Genomic DNA, 20,479 nt, shown 5'->3' on the forward strand with positions numbered 1-20,479 from the left:
ATGGACGATTTGAGAAAGGCGGCTGAAACGAATATTAAGGAGTACGGGTTCCCGGTTGCAATAGACGAGAAGAGCGGGGCTCTGCAGTGGGTGGACATGAGGGATCTGCACCTGAAGTACGTAATCTCCATAGAGAACATCCAGAACTTCTACGAGGGTCTCAGAGAGGGGAAGCTTCTCGCGACCAAGTGCAAGAAATGCGGAGAGCTGTTCTTCCCTCCGCAAAAGGACTGTCCGAAATGCATGGACGACGACATGGAGTGGGTGGAACTCAAGAACGAGGGCGTGCTCGAAACTCTCACGGTCATCTTCGTCAGACCGCCAAGCTTCGCCAGCTACGACCCGTACACGGTCGCGATTGCCAAGCTGGACGATGGAGTCAAGATAACCGCATGGCTTAAGGGAGACCCGCAGAAGGTTAGGCCGGGACAGAGGGTGAAGGTCGAGGTGTCGAGAAGAAAGGAAGGGTACTTAATGTATGAAATCGTCCCGGTTGAGGGGTGATAGGATGGAGATAAAGAAAGTAGCGGTTCTCGGCGCGGGAGCGATGGGTTCCGGCATCGCTCAGGTAGTCGCACAGGCTGGCTACGAGGTGTGGGTGAGAGACATAAAGGAGGAGTTCCTCGAGAGAGGTAAGGCAAACATTGAGAAAAATCTGAGAAAGGCTGTCAACAAGGGCAAGATAAGCCTCCCCAAGTACAAGGAGATCGTCACAAGGATCCACTACACGACGGACATGAAGGAGGCAGTTGAGGACGCGGATCTCATTATAGAAGCCGTTCCAGAGGTAATGGACCTCAAGAAGCAGGTATTTCAGGAAGTGTGCCAGCACAACAAGAAGGCTCTGCTTGCAACCAACACTTCGGGACTGAGCATTACCGAGCTCTCCAAGGCGACCGACAGGCCGGAAATGTTCGTGGGCATGCACTTCTTCAACCCCGTGCCTGTGATGGCCCTCGTCGAGGTCATCAGGGGAGAGCAGACGAGCGACGAGGCCGTAAACGTGGCGGTTGAGTTCGTCAAGAGTATCGGAAAGACGCCTGTTGTCGTCAAGAAGGACGTTGAGGGATTCATCGTAAACAGGTGCCTGGTACCCTACCTCGTTCTGGCGATTGATGATGTCGAGAAGGGAGTGGCTGAGGCCGAAGAGATTGACGCGACGATGCTCTACGAGTACAAGATGCCGATGGGGCCGCTGGAGCTTGCAGACTTCGTCGGCCTCGACGTGCTCTACTACGCGAGCCAGCAGTGGAGCATCGTTCCAAAGTCCAAGCTGCTCGAGGAGAAGTTCAACAGTAAGGAGCTTGGAATGAAGACCGCCAAGGGCTTCTACGACTGGAGGGCTGGCAGACCAAAGATACCAAAGGACAAGGCCGGAAAGTACGATGGGCTTAGAATAATCGCCCCAATGGTGAACATAGCAGCCGGGCTCATAGAGATGGGAGTCGCGGATGCAAAGGAGATCGACACCGCGATGAAGCTCGGTACGAACATGCCCAAGGGTCCGCTCGAGATGGCTGACGAGATCGGGCTTGACGTCATACTCGCCAAGGTGGAGGAGCTCTACAAGGAGAAGGGTTACGAGATCCTGAAGCCATCGGAATACCTCAGGAAACTCGTCTCTGAGGGGAAGACCGGAAAGAAAGCGTCGGAGGGATTCTACAAGTACGAGGCTGGAACGTACCAGAACATAAGGATCGAGAAGCTCGAGGGTGGGATAGCGAAGATCGTCCTCAACAGGCCGCACAGGCTCAACGCCATAACTATCGAGCTGCTTGACGAGCTGAAAAGAGCGTTCGGAGAGCTGGAGTTTGACGACGAGGTGAGAGTGGTCATACTCACCGGAGAGGGCAAGGCGTTCTCAGCTGGCCTTGACCTGCAGGCCGCCGGAACTGATGAGGTGCTCAACCCGCCCGTAGCGATGCTGCTCGCGGCCAAGGGACAGGATGTCTTCACCACCATCGAGAGATTCCCCAAACCGGTCATAGCCGCGATCAACGGCTACGCGTTTGGTGGCGGCTGCGAGATGACCCTCGCATGCGACTTCAGAATCATGGCAAAGAACGCGAAGATCGGACTTACCGAGACTGCTCTGGGACTCATACCCGGATGGGGCGGAACCCAGAGGATGGCAAAGATACTCGGCATAGCGAAAGCCAAGGAGCTCATAATGTTCGCCACGAGGCTTTCGGGTGAAGAAGCAGAGAAGATCGGGCTGGTGAACAAGGCAGTCGATCCGGAGAAGTTCTGGGACGAGGTCATGGAGTTCGCCAAGAGGCTCGCTGAGGGCGCGCCGATAGCCCTGAGGCTCGCGAAGTACGCCATAAACTTCGGCTACGAGCTACCTGTTGAGGCTGGCCAGGCTCTGGAGTCAGCGTACTTCGGACTCGTAACCGGCACGCAGGACGTGAGAGAGGGTTTCGCAGCGTTCTTCGAGAAGAGGAAACCGAACTTCACAGGAAAATAAATAAAACGATAAATAATTACATTTTTATTTTTTGGAAAGAGTTATCAATAATGTGAGTTCAGACGAATCGGAGGTGATAGATTGAATATTATTGTGCTTGCAAAACACGCAGCTGACCCCGAAAGCGAGATTCGCGTTTCGAGTGATGGAAAGGGTGTTGACGAGAGGGGGCTCGTGTTCGACATCAACGACTGGGACAGGTATGCGGTCGAAGAGGCCATAAGGCTCAAGGAGGAGCACGGAGGAGAGGTCGTTGTTGTCGGCGTTGGTCACTCCGACGACACCCTGAGAAAGTGCCTGGCGATGGGTGCGGACAGAGCGATAAAGATCCCGCTTGATGCCGGAATGGACTCCTACACGACTGCGATGGCCATAAAGGAGGCCATTTCAGGCGAGAGCTTCGATTTGATACTCGCGGGCCTTATGAGTCAGGACTACAACAACGCCCTCGTAGGAGTTCTCCTGGCAGGCATGCTTGACATTCCGTTCGCAACTGCTGTCACAAGCATAAAGGTCGAGGACGGGAAGATAAGGGTCGTCAGAGAGCTCGAAGGCGGATACGGTGAGGAAAACGTCCTCCCTCTGCCAGCGCTCGTTACGGTGCAGAGCGGTATAAACGAGCCGAGGTACGTCTCAATCATGGGTATAAAGAGGGCGAAGAGCAAGGAGCTGAGGGAGGTCAGCGTTGAGGCTGGAGAAGGGCACATAGAAGTTGATAAGGTCTACACCCCACCGGTCAAGAAGGCCGAGATGATTGAGGGCGCTCCTGAGGAGGTTGCCGAGAAGCTTATTCAGATACTCAAGGACAGGGGGTTGATCTGAAATGAGGGTTTTTGCTGTTGCCGAGGTTAGCTTCGGGGAGCTCGATCCCGTAAGCATTGAGCTTCTCAACCTGGCGAACACCATCAAGGGAGACGGCAGTGCTGAGGCCGTCGTGATTGGAAGCGGCATCTCATCTCACGCCGAGGAGCTTTCCAAGTACGCCGACAGGGTATGGAAGATAGAGGACGCAAGCCTCGAGAACTACAACCCCGAGCTCTACGTTGACGTTCTCCTGCAGCTTTTCGAAAAAGAGAAGCCCGACATCGTTCTCATAGCGAACTCCTCGAGAGGAATGGAGTACGCCCCACTCCTTGCAACCAAGCTGAACGCTCCGATAGTCACCGACATCGTTGGGCTTGACGTCAGCAACGGAGTGAAGGCCACAAGGTACATATTCCAGGGCAAGCTCCTTGTGGATGTTCTCGTCAAGCAGGCGGACACATACGTCTTCACGGTCAGACAGGGCGTGTTCAAGGAGGAGAAGCAGGCATCTGGTGAGGTCGTTGACTCGGGAATAAAGCCTTCAGCCACGCCAAAGAGAGAGTTCAGCCAGATAATAGAGCCAGAGGCAGGAGAGGTAGACATAACTCAGGCAGACATAATCGTCTCGGTCGGCAGGGGAATTGAAGATGCATCGAACATCGAGCTCGCGGAGGAGCTTGCTGAGCTTCTCGGAGGAGTCGTGGCCGGAAGCAGGCCGGTGATTGACAACGGATGGCTACCAAAGGACAGGCAGGTCGGCATTTCGGGCAAGACCGTGAAGCCCAAGCTCTACCTTGCACTGGGTATAAGCGGTGCATTCCAGCACATCATGGGAATGAAGGACAGCGAGCTCATCATCGCAGTAAACAAAGACCCGGAGGCACCGATATTCGGTGTCGCGCAGTACGGAATAGTTGGAGACATATTCGAGGTTGTTCCGGCCCTGATCGACAAGCTCAGGGAGATCAGGGGCTAACCCACCATTCTTTTTTGGGGTGAGAGTATGGGTGATGAGACAGTGATAAATTCGATGGTCACCCTCGCAGAGAAGCTATCCGGGAAGGAAAAGGAGCTGGCTTCGCTGACCGAAAAGCTTGTAGAGCTGATAGACAGCGGAAACGCTGAAAGGTTGCTGGAGGTCGCCAACACCCTCGCTCCTCTTGCAGAAACTGCTGGAGTTTTCTTCGACAGAGAAACAGAAGAGGTCGTCAGCAACCTGATAGAAGCCCTTGGAGCTGTCGCACTCAGCATAGACAGGACAACTGTGGAGATACTGGAAAACATGATGGATGCCCTGAACGCGAGCAGAGACTTCCAGCCGGTCACAATGATGGGACTCCTGAGAGCACTGAAAGACGAGAACGTTCAGAAGACGCTCGGATTCTTCGTGAAATTCGCTCAGGAGTTTGGAAAAAGGCTCTGAATCAAATATTTTTAAACATCAGGTAGAGCAGCATCACCGCGACGATCACTATCGCGATGTCCACAACCCTGACCTTTATGTCGGGGCCCACTTCGAATATCACTGTCGAGTAAATTTTCCGCTCTGCCCTCCTTTCAGCCTTTGATTCCTCGTGCCTGAGTTCCTCGACGACCTCGAGCTCGTCATCGTCCATAAGAATGTCGGCTATGTTCTTCTCTGCCACGCTCACCACCCCAGCAGGTAACCGAGTTTTCCGAATGGTCTTATATTAACCTTCTGTCCCACAACCACCCTCGCAAGGTTCATGAAGTCTCTCGCAACTGGGGATTTAGGTCTGTACGCCATAACCGGCACTCCTGCATCCCAGCTCCTCGCAACATCCTTAGATTCCCTTATGAGGCCGGCGAGATCTGCTTCGAGCGATTCAGATGCAATCTCAACGTAGTTCCTCTCCCCGCGATACCTGTTCAGAACGAAGCCTCCGACTCTGACCCCAAGCTCCCTCGAAACCCTGACCACCTTTTTTGCCGAGTTCACCGAGCTTTTCTCAGGATTCGTGACCAGGTAAACCACATCTGCAGATTGCATAGACGTGACCGAAAGTCTGCTGAGACCCGCGGAAACATCGAGCACCACAAAGTCGTAATTTTCACTGAGGTCGTCAATGGCCTCTCTGAAAGCTGCTTCGTCAAAATCCTTCATGGTGCTCAGAGATGTGACAGCAGGTATCACGTGCAGCGTGGTGACCGCATTCCCCACCGAGAGCCTCAGCCTGTAAGTCACATCCCTTAGCCCCGCATCCCCTTTCAGAACGTCGAGGAGCGTTAGGCCGGGACTGTCAACCGACAATAGAATGTGGAGGTTTGGCAGCATGAAGTCGCAGTCAACTACCACCGTTTCGCCAAAAGCAGTCAGGGCTGCACCAAGGTTAGCCGAGACTGTCGTCTTTCCAACTCCCCCCTTACCAGAGCACACGGCCAAGACGGGCATGGTACAGGTTTCGATTGTTCAGCATGATATTTAACGGTTGTCTGGTTCAGCATATTTCGAGTCCGAAATCTATATATTACAACCTATTGAAGGGGTGAGGAATGACGGTAATCAGATTCCTTGGAGGGTGCAGAGAAGTTGGCAGATCTGCAATAATGGTGGACTCAATTATTCTGGACTACGGTCTGAAACCATCGGACCCCCCGGAATTTCCCATCAACGGCGTAGCACCGAGAAGCATGTTCATATCTCACGGCCACCTCGACCACGTTGGGGTTGCTCCGAACCTGATGGACTACGATCCCAAGGTGTACATGACCGCTCCGACAAGAGAGCTCTCGGACATCCTGCTGAGAGATTCCATGAACATCATGGAACATCCACCATTTGGCAAGAGAGAGTACATGCAGTTCAACAGCAATACAAGGGAGATCGGGTATGACGAGCCAATTATGGTCGATGGATGGGAGATAACCCTGTTCAACGCGGGCCACATACCCGGTAGCTCGACGGTGTACATGTCGAGAGACATAAACATCCTATACACAGGAGACATCAGGCTCGAGGACACGAGGCTGCTCGAAGGTGCTGACACGTCCTTCCCCGAGACTGACATCCTGATAGTGGAGTCAACGTACTTTGGAGTTGAGCATCCGGAAAGAAGGGAGCTTGAGAAGCTTTTCGTAGAAAGCGTAATTGAAACTCTCGATATGGGAGGGCACGCGATAATTCCAGCCTTTGCAGTCGGAAGGACTCAGGAGATCATGATGATCCTGACAAAGCACGGGATAACCCCATACGTTGATGGAATGGGCAGGGAGGTGTCCAAGATACTCGAAAGATACCCCGAGTACATCAAAAGCGTCAGAGAACTAAGGAGGGCGATGAGAAACTCAGTAATCGTCGAGAGGGGTAAGAGGGAGAAGGTGCTTGAAGAACCGGCTGCCGTGATCACCACCGCAGGCATGCTCAACGGGGGACCGGCGCTCTTCTACATCTCGAGACTCTACAACGACGAGAAATCCAAGATCATCCTCACAGGCTATCAGGTGGAGGGCACAAACGGAGACAAGGCACTGAGGACAAGCACGATAGACCTCGGAATGAGGACGGTAAAGCTGAAGATGAAGGTGGAGCAGTACGATTTCTCCGCACATGCAGATGACTCCCAGCTCAAGGAGCTCGTCAGAAAGGTCGCTGACAGGGGTGTGGAGAGGGTGTTCACTGTCCACGGAGAGGAAACGGAAGCTTTCGCAGGCTGGATAGAAGAAGAGCTTGGAATAGAGTCCTATGCACCAAAGAACGGAGATATGTATGTAATATGAGGATTCTTGTCGTTTCCGACATACATTCCAGATTTTCAAAACTTGAAGAGCTGATCAGGTCGGAAAAAGCTGACATCCTGGCAGTGTGTGGTGACATAACGGATTTTAGGAGGGGTGACGTTAGCAGGTTCATCAAGATTGTGGAGAAAGCATTCAGGTGGTGCCTCTTCGTCCACGGAAACTGCGACTACGAGGACTCGTTCGGTGAGATGGAGTCAGAAAATCTGATGTACATCCACGGAAAAAGCGTTGAAATTGAGGGCATCACGTTCCACGGCCTCGGAGGTTCGCCCCACACCCCTTTCAACACTCCGTCCGAGTACGACGAGGACCACTACAGGAGGCTCATCAGGAAATTCAAGCCCGGAAAGAGGAACATCCTGATTTCCCACTCTCCCCCGTACGGTGTTCTGGACAGAACGCACTCCGGGGTGAATGCGGGAAGTCTGGCAATCAGGGAGAGCATAGAGATGTTCGATGCCGTTTTCTGCGGGCACATACACGAGGCGAGGGGCGTGGAGAGAGTTGGCAAGACGGTCGTATTGAACACCGGGACTCTTTCAGCTGGAGAGTACGGTGTGGCCAACCCCGACAGAAGCGTCAGACTCATGAAACTTTAATTCAGCAAAACCCATAAAATAGGACAGAACGTCTCCACAGCAGGATAGATTATTGATAAGGGCAACTTTCGTCAGAGGGGAAAGTTTTTTACCGACATAATCCAGTTATCGAGTGAATCGAAAGGTTTAACTCACGGCGGATTTACGCAAGATTGCTTGATTAAAAATCAAATTAACTTGATGGTGGTAAGATGGAGCTGAGCAACACCGCGAAGGTCGTGCTTGAAAAGAGGTACCTACTGAAGAGCGAGAATGGTGAACCGATAGAAACTCCAGAGGAGATGCTTTGGAGAGTTGCAAGGGCGATAGCAAAAGCAGAAGAGAATTACGGAGGAGATCCGGAAAAATGGGCCAGGAAGTTTTTCGAGATAATGGACAGGCAGGAGTTCATGCCCAACTCCCCGACACTCATGAACGCCGGCACACCTCTGGGCCAGCTTTCAGCCTGCTTCGTCATCCCCGTTGATGACAGCATCGACGGCATATTCAAGGCCCTCTGGGACATGGCGAGAGTTCAGAAGAGTGGAGGAGGTACTGGATTCAGCTTCTCGAGAATCAGGCCCAAGGGGGACATAGTGAAGTCAACCATGGGTGTGGCAAGCGGGCCTGTGAGCTTCATGAAGATCTTCGATGCCGCAACAGAGCAGATAAAGCAGGGCGGGAAGAGGAGAGGCGCGAACATGGGAGTTCTGAACGTCCACCACCCGGACATAGAGGAGTTCATAACCGCGAAGTGGGAGGAGGGCGTGCTCAGGAATTTCAACATAAGCGTCGCCGTAACCGAGAAGTTCATGGAGGCGCTGAAGAGCGACGGAGATTACGAGCTCATAAACCCGAGAACGGGCGAGGTCATGAGGAGGATTCCCGCCAGGAAGATCTTCAACCTGATTGTTGAGGGGGCATGGAGAAACGGAGAGCCGGGAGTGATTTTCATAGATGAGATAAACAGGCACAACCCCACCCCACACGCTGGAGAGATAGAGGCCACGAATCCCTGCGGTGAACAGCCCCTCCTTCCGTATGAGTCCTGCAACCTCGGCTCAATAAACCTCTCAAAGTTTGTTGACGAGGGCAAAAAGGACTTCGACTGGAAGAGGCTGAGAGAGGTCGTACGACTCGCAACAAGATTCCTCGATAACGTCATAGACGTGAACAGCTACCCCATCCCGGAAATTGCGGAAATGACCAAGAAGAACAGAAAAATTGGTCTGGGAGTTATGGGCTGGGCCGATGCGCTGTTCAAGCTCGGCATACCCTACGACAGCCCCGAAGCCGTAAGCCTGGCAGAAAGGGTGATGAAGTTCATTCAGGAAGAGAGTCACAGAATGTCTCAGGAGCTTGCAGAGGAGAGGGGCGTGTTCCCCAACTGGGAGGGGAGCGTGTGGGAAAAGGAGGGCATCAGGATAAGGAACGCCACCACCACCACAATAGCACCAACGGGGACGATAAGCATCATCGCAGGATGCAGCAGCGGAATCGAACCCGTGTTTGCCTTGGCATACAAGAGGGCGAACATCCTCGACGGCGATGAGTTCTTCGAGGTGAATCCTGTCTTTGAGAGAACACTAAAGGCCCTCGACCTCTATAATGAGGACATCCTCACCAAGGTCGTTGAGGAGGGCAGCATTCAGGGGATCGACGAGATTCCCGAAGAGATTCGGAGAGTGTTCAAGTGCGCCCTCGACATCTCGCCAGAGTGGCACGTCAGAATGCAGGCTGCCTTCCAGAAGTACACGGACAATGCGGTGAGCAAAACAATAAACCTGCCCAACCACGCAACGAGGGCAGATGTGGAGAAAGCGTTCCTGCTTGCCTACGAGCTGAAGTGCAAGGGTATAACGGTGTACAGAGACGGGAGCAGAGAGGAGCAGGTGTTATCTGTAAAGAAGACCGAGAAGAAGAAAGAGGAGGAGAAGGTCAGACCGCCTGCCAGGTTCCAGAAGCCGAGACCCAGACCCAGAATAACGAAGGGGACGACGGTGGAGACGAGGACTGGATGCGGTTCTCTCTACGTCACGATAAACGAGGACGAACACGGAATAGCGGAAGTTTTCGTGCAGCTCGGAAAGAGCGGTGGGTGTGCTGCATCCCAGACAGAGGCAATAGGCAGGCTGCTGAGTGTTGCTCTGCGAAGCTGGGTTGATCCGGAAGCTCTGATAAGGCAGCTCAAGGGAATAAGGTGCCCCTCAGTTGGCTTCGACAACGGAGAGATAATAACGAGCTGCGCAGACGGTGTTGCGAAGGTTCTGGAGAAGCACCTAAGGGGAGAGTTCAGGAAGATAAAAATGGACGTTAAGGGCGTGAAGCCACTGACCGAGTTCACCGGTGAGGCTCAGGAGGAAAGCCACGAAGCCCAGAGGACAAAGCTCATAGGCGGGATGTGTCCGGAGTGCGGAAACATTCTCGAGTACGGAGAGGGCTGCATGACCTGCAGGATGTGTGGATTCACCAAGTGCGGCTGACTTCCGATCTCTTTTTTATTTCAGACTTTTATTTCGCGAATTCGTTTTCCCGGCTGTGATGCAGCAACCAAATCCGGGGATGCTTTTTAACGCCTGCTGGAGAGAGTCAAGAGATAGGTATGGGTTTGATGGACAGACTGTTCAGGAGGGGTGAGAACACAGCAGGCAGGCCCATCAGTGTCGACCATTCCAGCTTTGACGAGATCCTGAAGTCCAGCAGATATGCAGTCGTGGACTTCTGGGGAAAAAACTGCCCACCATGCGAGGCCATGGAGCCGATCCTGAAAAAGCTCGCCAGAGAGTACGAGGGAGAGGTCATCTTCCTGAAGGTAAATGCAGCTTCCAGTCAGGAGATATCCCGGAGGTTCAGAGTGAAGAGCGTCCCCGCGTTCCTGTTCTTCGAAAATGGAAGGCTGAAGGGCAGACGGGTCGGAGCAATGTCGTACGAAGCCTTCAAAAAGTGGGTTGAGAGCATGATGTCCTGAAATCACTCCAGATCGATGACCTTCCCCGGATTCAGAATGCCGTTGGGGTCAAAGACCTTTTTTATTGCCTTCATGAGCTCTATGCTTTTTTCGGGCAGGGTTTTCAGCATGTCCGCTTTCTTGACCGAACCTATACCGTGCTCTCCGGTGATGTACCCCCCAAGCCTGCTCGCCACGCCAAACGCAAACTCCTTGAATTTCAGATATTTTTCCAGCCATTCGTCCTCACCCATTCCCGACTTCAGTATCTGCTGGTGGACATTTCCATCTCCCGCATGCCCGAAGTGCAGAACCCGAATGCCGAGCCTTTCAGCCTCCTTCTGGCAGGTTTCAACAAACTCTGCTATGCTCGCAGGCGGAACCGAGACGTCAAGAACCTCAATCGTCTCGCCCTTGAGTCCCTCGTAAATCAGGCTTCGAATCTCCAGTATTTCCCTCTGCTCCCTCCTGCTCACCCCAACAAGAACGTCAAGTGCGCCGTGATTTTTCGATATTCTCTCAATTACCTCAGCCTTTCTGATCAGCTCGTCCTCACCCATTCCATCAACGATTACCATCAGGTGAGCCTTACCTCCGCTGCAAGGCCACCTCTTGCCGGTTACCCTCTCCCCGGCCCTTATGGCCTCGATATCCATGTATTCCATCGCGAGAGGAGTAACCCCGCTCCTGAGTATCTCCGGCACAGCCCTGATTGCGTTCTCTGCGCTTTCAAATGGGATGACGAGCGTGTATGTCGCCCCTGGCTCAGGAATCAGGCGGAGAACTGCTTTCGTTACAGCGCACAGCGTCCCCTCGCTCCCAATTATGAGGTGAAGCAGATCGTAGCCTGTTGCGTTCTTTATCACCTTTCCGCCGAGATTCAGCACCTCGCCGGTTGGCAGCACAACCTCAAGGCCAACCACATAGTTTCTCATCACCCCGTACTTCACTGCTCTGGCCCCACCAGCATTGTTTACGACAAGCCCCCCAATCTGAGCACCCTCGTCACCGGGGTGAGGCGGAAACGACAGGCCTGGAATTCTCTCAACAGCATCGAGCAGCTGTCTAAGCGTAACTCCTGCCTCGCAGACTGCCATCAGATTCTGCTCGTCAATCTCAATTATCCTGTTCATCTTTTCCATCGAGAGGATGATCCCCGGTCTCGTGGGTATTGCCCCACCGCTCAGCCCCGTACCACCGCCCCTGACAAACACCGGAATTTTACGCTCGTTTGCAAGCTTCATTATCCTGGAAACTTCTTCCGTGCTTCCCGGCTTTACCACAGCCACATCCCTTGATGCCTCCGGTCTTATCAGAGGGGGAGTTTCGTCGTAGAGGTAGCTCTCAGGATCGAGAACCACGTTCTCACTACCAACAATTTCCCGGAGCTTCAGAACCACGTCCCTGGAGAGAGAAGAGGACACCGCAACCACCGGGCACATTTGGAAATGATTAATCATAAATGTTACGACGCCGAATTGCACAGTGTGCGGAAACACATATCAACATTCGATCCAATCCAGCCCATGAACCTCAGGGGTCTGGCTTACTATGCCGGAGTGGTTGTATCCGCAATATCCGTCCTCATTCTGTACCTCTCGTACGTCATGCTGATCTCGGGCAAGGCCATCGTTGTAACGGGGATCGTCCTTCTCGCATACTACATCATAACCGGCACCGTAGGAGGTGTTCTGACAGCCCTCGGAAGAACCCGGCACAGGCATATGAGCCTCATTCCCTTAGCCCTCGGAGTCCTGCAAATCCTGATCGTTCTTTCAATTCTCCATAAGATTGGTTCGCTGAACATCGCCGTTCTGTTCCTGTTTTTACCTCCCGCTCTGCTGATCTGGAGGAGTGCCTCTCGTTAGTGTGTGGACGGCAGAGAATTGGCAAAGTTTTTATAACACCAAATGTAAATTTTTTTATGGTCAAGGTGGAGAGGATAGAATTTGACGATAAGATCTCACCACTTTCACCACTTGAGGAAAAGATAATGAACTTCCTGTGGGAAAACGGCCCTTCACACGTTTCGCTCATCTCTCAGAACATAAACGCCTCACTCTCAAGCGTAGCGGCTACTCTCGACAGGCTCGTGAAAAACGGGCTTGTTGAGAGAAAGCAGGAGAGGATTGACGGGCGCAGAAAGTTCGTCTATTATCCCAAACTGTCTCGAGAGGAAATAACGAGAAAGTTTGTGGAAAACGTTCTCGACAAGCTGGTTGAAAACTTCGGAGAGGTTGTTGTGGAGTACTTCCACAGAAAGGGGATAAAGAAATGAACGCCCTTGAGTGCACAGTTGTATGCCTCAAGAACTCTCCGCTTTTCATTCCTTCTGCCCTGGTAACTGCGGGATTTCTCATATCCCTCATAGGTTATTTTCTCGTGAGAAACAGCATTGAAAAGCTGAGATTTTACTGGTTCGCCAACGTTCTCGCCCTGATAAATGCGCCAATTCTGTTCGTCTCGATGTCGTGTGACATGGGCCTTTTCATCAAGGCATACCTCGTCTACGCCCTGATTGCAATGTTCACACTTGTCGCCTCACCCTACATTTACAGACACTACCTCAAGAGAAACTTCGGGTTTGAGCGCGATGAAGAGCTCGAAAAGCTTGTGAAACTGGAAAGAGTTTACGTGTTGCACTCATCAATTCCCAGAGCCTTCACTCTCGGAAGAGATGTTTTTGTCTCCGCAGGCATGCTGGACCTCCTGGATGAGGACGAGCTGAAGGCCGTGCTTGCTCACGAGAAGTTCCATGTTCTGGAAAACAGAACGCCCCTTCTAAGCAGGCTCAAGTACCTGACCTTCCTCCCTCTGTCACAGGATAGAATTGAGGTCATGGCCGACGAGTACGCCGAAAGGATCGCGGGGAGTGATGCGCTGAGAAGGGCAAAAGAAAAATTGGAAGAGTTTTACAGTTAGTGCTCGAGTTCAATATCCTCTTCATTTATGACCTCGTCCGGGTCGGCGTACCACCTGGCGTTTCTCCTTTTGAATATCACGTAAATTACAGCTATGCCCACACCAAGGACCACGACTGGATAATACCAGAGTCCCGCAAAGACGCCCTCCTTTGGAGGATTGGCGAGGACTTCCTTGCCGTACATGGCCTGCAACTCGGATATTATCTGCTCCTTGCTCATGCCCTTTGAGATCATGTCCCTGATCTCGCCCCTCATCCTCTCAGCCGCCGCGCAGTCGCAGTTTTCCAGGATCTTGCCACACCCGCACGTGCAGATTACGTCGCTCTGGACATCGTCCACGCTCAGCGCGAGTGCACCTGAGGGGATCAGCACGAGCAGTGAAAGAAAGAGCAGAGCGAAGATCCTCATGCTCTCACCTCACTCTCGGTTTTGAAAACAATGCTACTCACCAGTCTTCTTGGAATCAGCGCGAAAACTCCACCGGCGGTCAGAACCCAGCTTCCCAGCCATATGAGATTTACAGTGGGCTCTATCTTTACCTCGAAGAGCGCGGACTTTTCGTCAGCACCGTTGAAAATCAGGTACAGGTCTTCGGGAAATTCCGTGTATATGTCTACCTTCCGGATTTCCTCGCCGTTACCGGTCTTGTACTTCTCGATTGCCGGCTTGAGAACGCCCAAGAATTTGCCATCCTTCCAGACCTCCACGTGCGCATACCACACCATTTTGAGGGAATCCTCCTCAAACTCGAGGCCTCTGTAAACCAGCGTGTAATCTCCAAAGTTCTTCTGCTCGTTAACGTTCATGTACACGTTCTCAAATGTCTGCGTGTACACTCCCCCGGCTATGCCGAGAAATACCAAGAGCAACCCGAGATGGGCGGTGTATCCACCGTACCTCCTTCTTCTCCTGAGGATAATTTTCAGGCTGCTGAGGTTTCCGTACTCCTCCCTGAACTTGGCCGTATCCCAGAGGTACTGCTGGATGTGGGTTGTCAGGGAGAAAAGGAATATCGAAAGCGCAAGAGCCATCTCCGCTCTGAGCTGAATTGCGATGGAAACCACAACGCCGATCAGGAAAGCGAGAGCGGGGAATCTGAGCCTCCTCACCAGATCCTTTCCGCTCGCTTTTCTCCATGGGAACGCTATGCAGAAGCCGAGAAGCACGATCAACAACAGTGCGAGAGGCGTGATAACCTGATTGTAAAACGGTGGACCTATCGTCACCTTGTAGCCCGCGATGCCTTCACTAATGAGCGGAAACACCGTTCCCCAGAATACCGTGAGGGCAGAGGCTACAAGTATCAGATTGTTGAACAGAAATGTCGCCTCCTTCGATGCAACTGACTCAATGATGTCCTCGCTCGTTATGTAGTCCTTTCTTTCGTAAATTATCCACAGCGTTATTGCAAGGACGCCTACCAGCATTGCCATGAACGGGGGAGTCAGGTTGCTCTGTCCGAATGCGTGCACGCTGCTTATGACGCCACTCCTTGTTATGAAGGTTCCGAGAATGACGAACTCAAACGTGACGAACGCCAGAATGATGTTCCAGAGCTTCATACCCCTCCTCGCTTCCTGAATCATCACGCTGTGCATGAGTGCTGAGAGCGTCAGCCACGGTAGGAGTGAGGAGTTCTCAACTGGATCCCACGCCCAGTATCCGCCCCACCCCAGAACTCTGTACGCCCAGATTGCGCCCCAGAAAATTCCCTGGGTCAGCCATATCCAGGTAAAGACGATCCACTTTCTCGCCCGGAACACCCACCTGTCGTCGGCGAGCAGGACGCCCGATATCGCGAGAGCAAAAACGATTGCCGCTCCTGCGTAGCCCATGAACAGTGTCGGCGGGTGTGCGGCCATTTCCGGAGTTTGAAGCAGTGGGTTCAGCCCGATCCCGTCAGCAGGCATGAAGCCGAGCTCTTCGAAGGGATTCGATACAGTCGATAGAAGCAGCAGAAAGAAAGACAGTATTGAAATCGACGATATGAGCGTGTATGCCGACAGAACGTCTTTCTTTTCCAGCTTCAGGTACGCAAATATGTAACCTGACAGTATCAGTGCCCAGAGAAGCAGAGATCCGTCAGATCCAGCCCAGAATGCGGTTAACTTGTAGAAATCAGAGAGGTTCCTGCTCGAATACGAGGCCACATACTCTATCCAGAAGTTGTCCGAGAGGAAGTAGTACACAAGTATCGCCGAAGCCACAACCACGAACAGTATTGTCGCGTATGTTGCCCTTTCCCCGACCCTCAGCATCGAAACGTCTCTGTTCCGGATACCAAGATAGTACCCCCAGAGCGCCACAAGAGACGACAGCAGAGCGAGAATGATTGAAATGTATCCTACGTCCACAAAAACCACCTCACTACTTGAGTTCCCAATTATCCTTACCCTTTCTACCCTTCCTGCCCTTTCCTGACCCCTTACCGAAGTTGTATGCGATTATCCCGGTCACCAGCAGGCCTACAATATACAGGGGAAGCAAATTCACCGACTTGGACTTGGATGCACTTTTGATCGACTCGACCTCCTGATTAACGAGTATCGAACTCCCGTAAAGACGCACGTACTTCTCCACGATCTCGTCAGGAGTTTTGCCCGCCATCAGTTCCCTGTTAATCTCTGCCCTCTCTTTCACAGCAGTTTCGCAGTGGCAGTTCGCCAAGATCTCGCCGCACCCACATGGACAGTAAATTTTCTCTTCGACGTCTTTTGAGTTAAACTGAGCCTGACCAATACTCATGAGCGCCAGCACCAAAACCACAGCCAATACCCCTTTCTTCAGCATCCTCTCACCTTATTTTACATTTATTGCAAAATTATATTTAAGCCTTTCTCAGGAACGCTGCCATGACCACCACCACAACCGCCACAACGACAGGAAATCCAGGGGCCTCCCTACCCGGATAAGAGTCAGGGTTCCCTGGAAACGTTCCCGAATTCAACTCGACGCGGTTATCGTATCCATCGCCGTCACTGTCCATGTCAAGAAGTTTTTTTGTAACACTCTTTTCCATTGCGAAGTCCCTACCGAACGCATTGAGTCCTCCGTACCCGGAGCTCTGTACGTGGCAGAGTGTGCACTTTTTTACGTCCTCTGGATAATCTCTGAACTCCTTCATGTATTCCGGTCTGGAGAACACCGGCTGAACTATGAGAGCCATCAGCAGCACAATCGCAGTTATGTATTTTGCAAAGGAACGCCAGCGCATCCATTCCCCCTCCTTTTTACAACAAATGTAAATTATGTTTATAAATCTTTTCAACGCTGTTAAATCATGTAGAATTCAGGAGAAGAAGGAAGGACAATACTTATAAACACATCTGGATATGCAGTACCATCCGGGCCGGTAGCTCAGTCTGGGAGAGCGCCGCCTTGGCATGGCGGAGGCCTGGGGTTCAAATCCCCACCGGTCCATCCAATCTGAACAGCTAAAGGATGATTTACCCATCTTAGAGATTCCAGAAGACGGTCTTCGAGAAACTGAGACAGGTTAGGGATGTATTCCCTCGAAGCTTCCAGGACATCCTTCCGAATAGTCAGGCTGACACGAGCCTTCCCAAGGTTTGGACGTGGCATAATGGAATAACATACGCATAAAATGATAAAGTTAGCGGGAGCTGTAATAAAATAAAAAATAAGAGTTTAGAGTAAAAAAAAGAGTTTATTATTATATTCCCCAGTTGGGGAGGTTCTCTATACTCTTTTACTCTTAACTTTTCTAATTGGACACATTGGACACGTTGGACACGGGACATGACACCCTTCAACTTGGACACGTTGGACACATTGGACACAGGGTTCGACACACCCTGACCTCACAAAATTATATGTTTGTCTGCCGTGTCCAACATGTCCAAGTGAAATCTGAGGAATCTGACAGGATTTTCAGCCGAGAACAGAATGAAAAGTATTGGACATGAGCTTATTCTCTCTCTACGACTGGGGATATCTCTTAAACTCCCAACTCATCCCTTAGATTGTCTTCTCATCATGACTGTTTTTTGGACATATTGGACATCCACAGGAAATGGTGGTGTTAGCATGTGGCATAAATGTTTCCAAGATCTATACTCTAAATTTTCGAAAAGACGCATACAAAGTTTATTGGACATTCTTGGCAGACTGATGTGAAACACTCCTTTAAAGGACAAGGTATTGGTGGTACTGGTTTTGAATCCCCATCAGTTATTGCAACCAAATGTAATCTACTGAGGAATTTTTTTGCAATATCGTATCTTGCAACATAGTTCTGTTCAAGATTGTTTTCTGTTTTAGGTAAAAGACTAATGAAATTGAGGGTAAGCTCAACCTCATAGGGCTCGATTATGTCTGTCGAGGCCAAATATACCATTTTAAACCATTCATGGATTCCATAAGATTTCAGCCAAGCTTCCTCTATTGTCTTAGGTGGTGAATATTTAGGGTTGTTTATCCATCGGAATTCGATATTTTTCAGCTTTCTGATTCTATGGAGAAGCGTCTCCTTAAATCTGCTCAGATTAATTGATGGGCTTTTGTATTTGAGATATTTCGCGGCTTCGTTAACCATAACATAGAGTGAAAGTTCTTGAAATTTCTCTGACGGATCAAAATTTAGGTAATTTATGAACAATTTTTCAAGTTTCGACATTTCTGAATCGTTTTCAAACAATTCATCAAATTTATTCAACTGATTATTGGTTGTTTTGAACACAATAGATTCAGTTATTTCGTCTGCGATTTCTCGTGGTTCCCTATCGAGTATGTCACCCATTCTTATTTCGTCAAAGTATATCCCCGGAAATGTATTGATTAAAACATCTTCCCATAAATTGTTTGGATCTTTGAGCAGGACTCTGTACAAACGTTCTTTTTCCTCATAACTGTAGTCAATAATTTCAGTAATAACTACGAAGTTTAGAATTGAATATGCACTAAATGGAAATCTAAAAGGTTTGTGGAGGTGATACGCAGCATGTTTAATCAAGTAAACGACATCCTGCCAAGAATCTCTTTCAACTTTATTAGGGTTCAAGTAAATTTGTCCATCTAAATATGAAAGCACTTCTGAGAAATCCATCTCCGTATCAATAGCTACAGGGAGTCTCAAAACCCCTTGGTTAGTGAAAATATCTGCCCATAACTTACTGTTGTTGTTTTTGAGGATGTTGTCTCCTTTCACCACAACATCTATAACCTCTATGTTTTTTGCATTGAGTTTTTCTGGAATTTTGGCAGACATGATGTTGCCAAGTTATTTTTCCAAGCCTCTCAAGCTTTTTTTGAGATCGTTGAGAAGTGCTTTTGCTTCTTGAAGGTCAAATTCAACAAGAGCCATGTAAGATTCTTTAAAGTCATTTTCAACCAAGATCTTTCCGTTTTCAGTTACGGAATAATAGGCAGTAGGCGGTCGAGAATTTGGGTCTATTTCTCTCGATATATATCCATTTTCTTCTAAAACCCTCAAAACCCTACTTAAGGTCCCCGAAGTCGCTGGAAAGTCTTCTAAAATCTCTCTGTATCTTGCCCTGTTTTTCCTTTTCATAATAGCCTTTAGCGTTTGAACACCATATTTTCGGATGAGTTCGTCCATATTCTCACCTTGACATACAACATATTGGCGTAAAGTTTATAAACCTTTTTCAACATAATGTTGTAAAAACAAAATGGGTGAACAAGATATGGTTGTGCGAAAATTCGTTAGCCTTCCACCAGCATACGTTGAAAAAATTAAGATGATCAGAGCTCAGCTCGGCGTTTCTTCTGATTCAGAAGTAATCAGGCGTGCAATTGACGCATACATTGACGAACTTGGTATTTCAAACGTCTAAAAATTAAAAAGGGAGGAGCACATGCTGGTCGGAACTTCAGAAAATGGAGGGTCCAAGGGATATTTAAACGGTGGGGTTCGAAGTTTCCTGGATTTCATAGTCTCGCCAAGCAAAAACAGGCTCCTCGAAATCCGACTAATCGAGAAGGGAAAAGCCAGATCCTATTTCTTCACCTCAACTGGGGAAGCTCTCTCATTCCTTTCCTCTCACAGCTTCAACGGTTCAAACGTTTATTACGGCGTTCTCCCCAGGAAAGATAGGGCTGGGAATAAGGAGGCTGTGGTTGATAAAGCTGATGTCTGCTGGGTGGATCTGGATGTTCTAAGCCTTGAGGAGTGTAAAAATCTGGACCCAGAGGAGATCTGGAGAAGGTGTTTTGACGTCCACTATCAGGCCTGCGAAAAACTCTCAGAGCATGGCATAACTCCAACCGTTGCGGTCTTCACAGGTCATGGTGTTCAGATCCTGTTCAAGCTAAGCCGTGAGGTTCCGAAGGAGGAGATTGAGAAGCTGAATTCCATCCTCATCTCTTTCCTGAGCGAATTCAGGGCTGACAACAAGGCCAAAGACTGTGCAAGGGTGTTAAGACTTCCCGGTTTCTACAACTTCAAGGATCCGGAGAAGCCCATCAAGGCCGAGATCATAGAGTTCAGCCCAACATCCAGCGTTGATCCAGAGCTCATCCTCTCCCTGCCGGTCGAAAGGCCCTTTGAATCCTCCCACACTGGGGATCATTCACCCTCTCCCACTCCTCCTCTCACCTCTCAATCTCATAAAATAAGCTGGAAAAGGCTGGACAGGGAAACCAAGGAGAAGATAATAACCCAGATCTCGGAGGTTTACAGGAAGGGCCACAGGCAGAGCCTGATTTTCCACCTCTCTGGTTATCTGGCCAAGTCCGGGATTCATCCCTTTGACTGTGCTGAAATTGTCCACAGAATCGTTCTCTCAAAGTCTGATGAAGAAGCTGAGGAGAGGTTTGAGGCTGTAGCCTGGAGTTATGGAAGGATTTCAGCTGATGAAGATGTAATTAATTCGATTTACGAGTTTGCGAGATTACACAAGATTGAGAGGGAGAAGATATCCAGCTGGGTTAAGTCTGCAGGTAAAGGAGATTCAGGGAAGCTTAGGGGAAGTTATAACCAGCTGAGGGATGAGATCAGGGAGATTCTTAAAGAGGATGG

The 20,479-nt window shown here is 50.4% G+C and carries 22 protein-coding genes, 1 tRNA gene and 1 pseudogene; 15 read left to right on the forward strand and 9 right to left on the reverse strand.

The annotated features are described in order from the left end of the window. The 5 genes from ACXJJC_RS07520 (at position 1) to ACXJJC_RS07540 (ending at position 4,694) form a co-directional block, all read left to right on the forward strand. A complete protein-coding gene (locus ACXJJC_RS07520) occupies positions 1-504 on the forward strand; it encodes a Zn-ribbon domain-containing OB-fold protein (RefSeq protein WP_456370672.1) in 504 nt (167 codons plus the stop codon). A gap of 4 nt (positions 505-508) precedes the next feature. Beyond that, a complete protein-coding gene (locus ACXJJC_RS07525; RefSeq protein ID WP_456370674.1) occupies positions 509-2,467 on the forward strand; it encodes a 3-hydroxyacyl-CoA dehydrogenase/enoyl-CoA hydratase family protein in 1,959 nt (652 codons plus the stop codon). A gap of 81 nt (positions 2,468-2,548) precedes the next feature. After that, entirely contained in the window at positions 2,549-3,289 is a 741-nt protein-coding gene (locus tag ACXJJC_RS07530; protein WP_456370676.1) for an electron transfer flavoprotein subunit beta/FixA family protein, read from the forward strand. Between the two features lies 1 nt (position 3,290). Beyond that, entirely contained in the window at positions 3,291-4,247 is a 957-nt protein-coding gene (locus tag ACXJJC_RS07535; protein ID WP_456370678.1) for an electron transfer flavoprotein subunit alpha/FixB family protein, read from the forward strand. 27 nt (positions 4,248-4,274) lie between these two features. Continuing rightward, positions 4,275-4,694, forward strand: a complete 420-nt coding sequence (locus tag ACXJJC_RS07540) for a helical membrane plugin domain-containing protein (RefSeq protein WP_456370680.1) — start codon at positions 4,275-4,277, stop codon at positions 4,692-4,694. 1 nt (position 4,695) lies between these two features. Here the strand turns inward: ACXJJC_RS07540 and ACXJJC_RS07545 are convergent, their stop codons facing one another. Beyond that, positions 4,696-4,917: a hypothetical protein gene (locus tag ACXJJC_RS07545; protein WP_456370682.1), complete on the reverse strand. Its 222-nt coding sequence runs from the start codon at positions 4,915-4,917 to the stop codon at positions 4,696-4,698. Positions 4,918-4,919: 2 nt separating this feature from the next. Beyond that, the gene (locus ACXJJC_RS07550) at positions 4,920-5,684 is read right to left on the reverse strand and encodes a nucleotide-binding protein (protein ID WP_456370684.1); all 765 of its coding nucleotides are present in this window, start codon (positions 5,682-5,684) and stop codon (positions 4,920-4,922) included. A gap of 101 nt (positions 5,685-5,785) precedes the next feature. Between ACXJJC_RS07550 and ACXJJC_RS07555 the strand changes: the two genes are divergently transcribed. From ACXJJC_RS07555 to ACXJJC_RS07570, 4 genes are all read left to right on the forward strand, one after another. Beyond that, complete coding sequence (locus ACXJJC_RS07555) at positions 5,786-7,009, forward strand: MBL fold metallo-hydrolase (protein WP_456370686.1); 1,224 nt, start codon at positions 5,786-5,788, stop codon at positions 7,007-7,009. Then, positions 7,006-7,629 (forward strand): metallophosphoesterase family protein, encoded by a 624-nt coding sequence (locus ACXJJC_RS07560; RefSeq protein ID WP_456370688.1) that lies wholly within the window; start codon positions 7,006-7,008, stop codon positions 7,627-7,629. Before ACXJJC_RS07555 ends, ACXJJC_RS07560 begins: the two co-directional genes overlap by 4 nt. A gap of 191 nt (positions 7,630-7,820) precedes the next feature. Continuing rightward, positions 7,821-10,091 carry a vitamin B12-dependent ribonucleotide reductase gene (locus ACXJJC_RS07565; RefSeq protein ID WP_456370690.1) on the forward strand — a complete coding sequence of 757 codons (2,271 nt, stop codon included), beginning with the start codon at positions 7,821-7,823 and terminating at the stop codon, positions 10,089-10,091. 128 nt (positions 10,092-10,219) lie between these two features. After that, on the forward strand, positions 10,220-10,576 hold the full coding sequence (locus ACXJJC_RS07570; RefSeq protein WP_456370691.1) for a thioredoxin family protein: 357 nt from the start codon (positions 10,220-10,222) through the stop codon (positions 10,574-10,576). 2 nt (positions 10,577-10,578) lie between these two features. On the opposite strand, the gene ACXJJC_RS07575 is transcribed toward ACXJJC_RS07570, so the two are convergent. Then, a complete protein-coding gene (locus ACXJJC_RS07575; protein ID WP_456370692.1) occupies positions 10,579-11,988 on the reverse strand; it encodes an FAD-binding oxidoreductase in 1,410 nt (469 codons plus the stop codon). 54 nt (positions 11,989-12,042) lie between these two features. Between ACXJJC_RS07575 and ACXJJC_RS07580 the strand changes: the two genes are divergently transcribed. From ACXJJC_RS07580 to ACXJJC_RS07590, 3 genes are read left to right on the forward strand one after another with little or no spacing between them, the layout of a single operon-like run. After that, positions 12,043-12,423, forward strand: a complete 381-nt coding sequence (locus ACXJJC_RS07580; RefSeq protein WP_456370693.1) for a hypothetical protein — start codon at positions 12,043-12,045, stop codon at positions 12,421-12,423. A 56-nt stretch (positions 12,424-12,479) separates the two neighbouring features. Continuing rightward, a complete protein-coding gene (locus ACXJJC_RS07585) occupies positions 12,480-12,833 on the forward strand; it encodes a BlaI/MecI/CopY family transcriptional regulator (protein WP_456370695.1) in 354 nt (117 codons plus the stop codon). Continuing rightward, positions 12,830-13,477: a M48 family metalloprotease gene (locus ACXJJC_RS07590; RefSeq protein WP_456370697.1), complete on the forward strand. Its 648-nt coding sequence runs from the start codon at positions 12,830-12,832 to the stop codon at positions 13,475-13,477. Before ACXJJC_RS07585 ends, ACXJJC_RS07590 begins: the two co-directional genes overlap by 4 nt. Here the strand turns inward: ACXJJC_RS07590 and ACXJJC_RS07595 are convergent. Genes ACXJJC_RS07595 through ACXJJC_RS07610 form a run of 4 tightly spaced genes read right to left on the reverse strand, consistent with a single transcriptional unit; the run spans position 13,474 to position 16,693 of the window. Then, positions 13,474-13,887, reverse strand: a complete 414-nt coding sequence (locus ACXJJC_RS07595; RefSeq protein WP_456370698.1) for a cytochrome c-type biogenesis protein — start codon at positions 13,885-13,887, stop codon at positions 13,474-13,476. The genes ACXJJC_RS07590 and ACXJJC_RS07595 overlap by 4 nt on opposite strands. After that, positions 13,884-15,833, reverse strand: a complete 1,950-nt coding sequence (locus tag ACXJJC_RS07600) for a heme lyase CcmF/NrfE family subunit (RefSeq protein ID WP_456370700.1) — start codon at positions 15,831-15,833, stop codon at positions 13,884-13,886. Before ACXJJC_RS07600 ends, ACXJJC_RS07595 begins: the two co-directional genes overlap by 4 nt. A gap of 13 nt (positions 15,834-15,846) precedes the next feature. Next, positions 15,847-16,269: a cytochrome c-type biogenesis protein gene (locus ACXJJC_RS07605; RefSeq protein WP_456370702.1), complete on the reverse strand. Its 423-nt coding sequence runs from the start codon at positions 16,267-16,269 to the stop codon at positions 15,847-15,849. 37 nt (positions 16,270-16,306) lie between these two features. Next, entirely contained in the window at positions 16,307-16,693 is a 387-nt protein-coding gene (locus ACXJJC_RS07610) for a thrombospondin type 3 repeat-containing protein (protein WP_456370704.1), read from the reverse strand. A 132-nt stretch (positions 16,694-16,825) separates the two neighbouring features. On the opposite strand from ACXJJC_RS07610, the gene ACXJJC_RS07615 reads away from it, so the two are divergent. Continuing rightward, a tRNA-Ala gene (locus ACXJJC_RS07615) sits at positions 16,826-16,899 on the forward strand. 658 nt (positions 16,900-17,557) lie between these two features. Here ACXJJC_RS07615 and ACXJJC_RS07620 read toward each other — a convergent pair. Then, positions 17,558-18,706, reverse strand: a complete 1,149-nt coding sequence (locus tag ACXJJC_RS07620; protein ID WP_456370706.1) for a hypothetical protein — start codon at positions 18,704-18,706, stop codon at positions 17,558-17,560. 12 nt (positions 18,707-18,718) lie between these two features. Next, positions 18,719-19,057, reverse strand: coding sequence for a winged helix-turn-helix transcriptional regulator (locus tag ACXJJC_RS07625; protein WP_456370707.1), 339 nt, complete (start codon positions 19,055-19,057; stop codon positions 18,719-18,721). A gap of 73 nt (positions 19,058-19,130) precedes the next feature. Here ACXJJC_RS07625 and ACXJJC_RS07630 point away from each other — a divergent pair, with 73 nt between their 5' ends. Together ACXJJC_RS07630 and ACXJJC_RS07635 are read left to right on the forward strand one after the other, a co-directional pair. After that, positions 19,131-19,295 carry a ribbon-helix-helix protein, CopG family gene (locus ACXJJC_RS07630; RefSeq protein ID WP_456370708.1) on the forward strand — a complete coding sequence of 55 codons (165 nt, stop codon included), beginning with the start codon at positions 19,131-19,133 and terminating at the stop codon, positions 19,293-19,295. Between the two features lie 21 nt (positions 19,296-19,316). After that, positions 19,317-20,479, forward strand: a pseudogene (locus tag ACXJJC_RS07635) (hypothetical protein); the annotation flags it as partial.

This window comes from Geoglobus sp. (assembly GCF_054018175.1).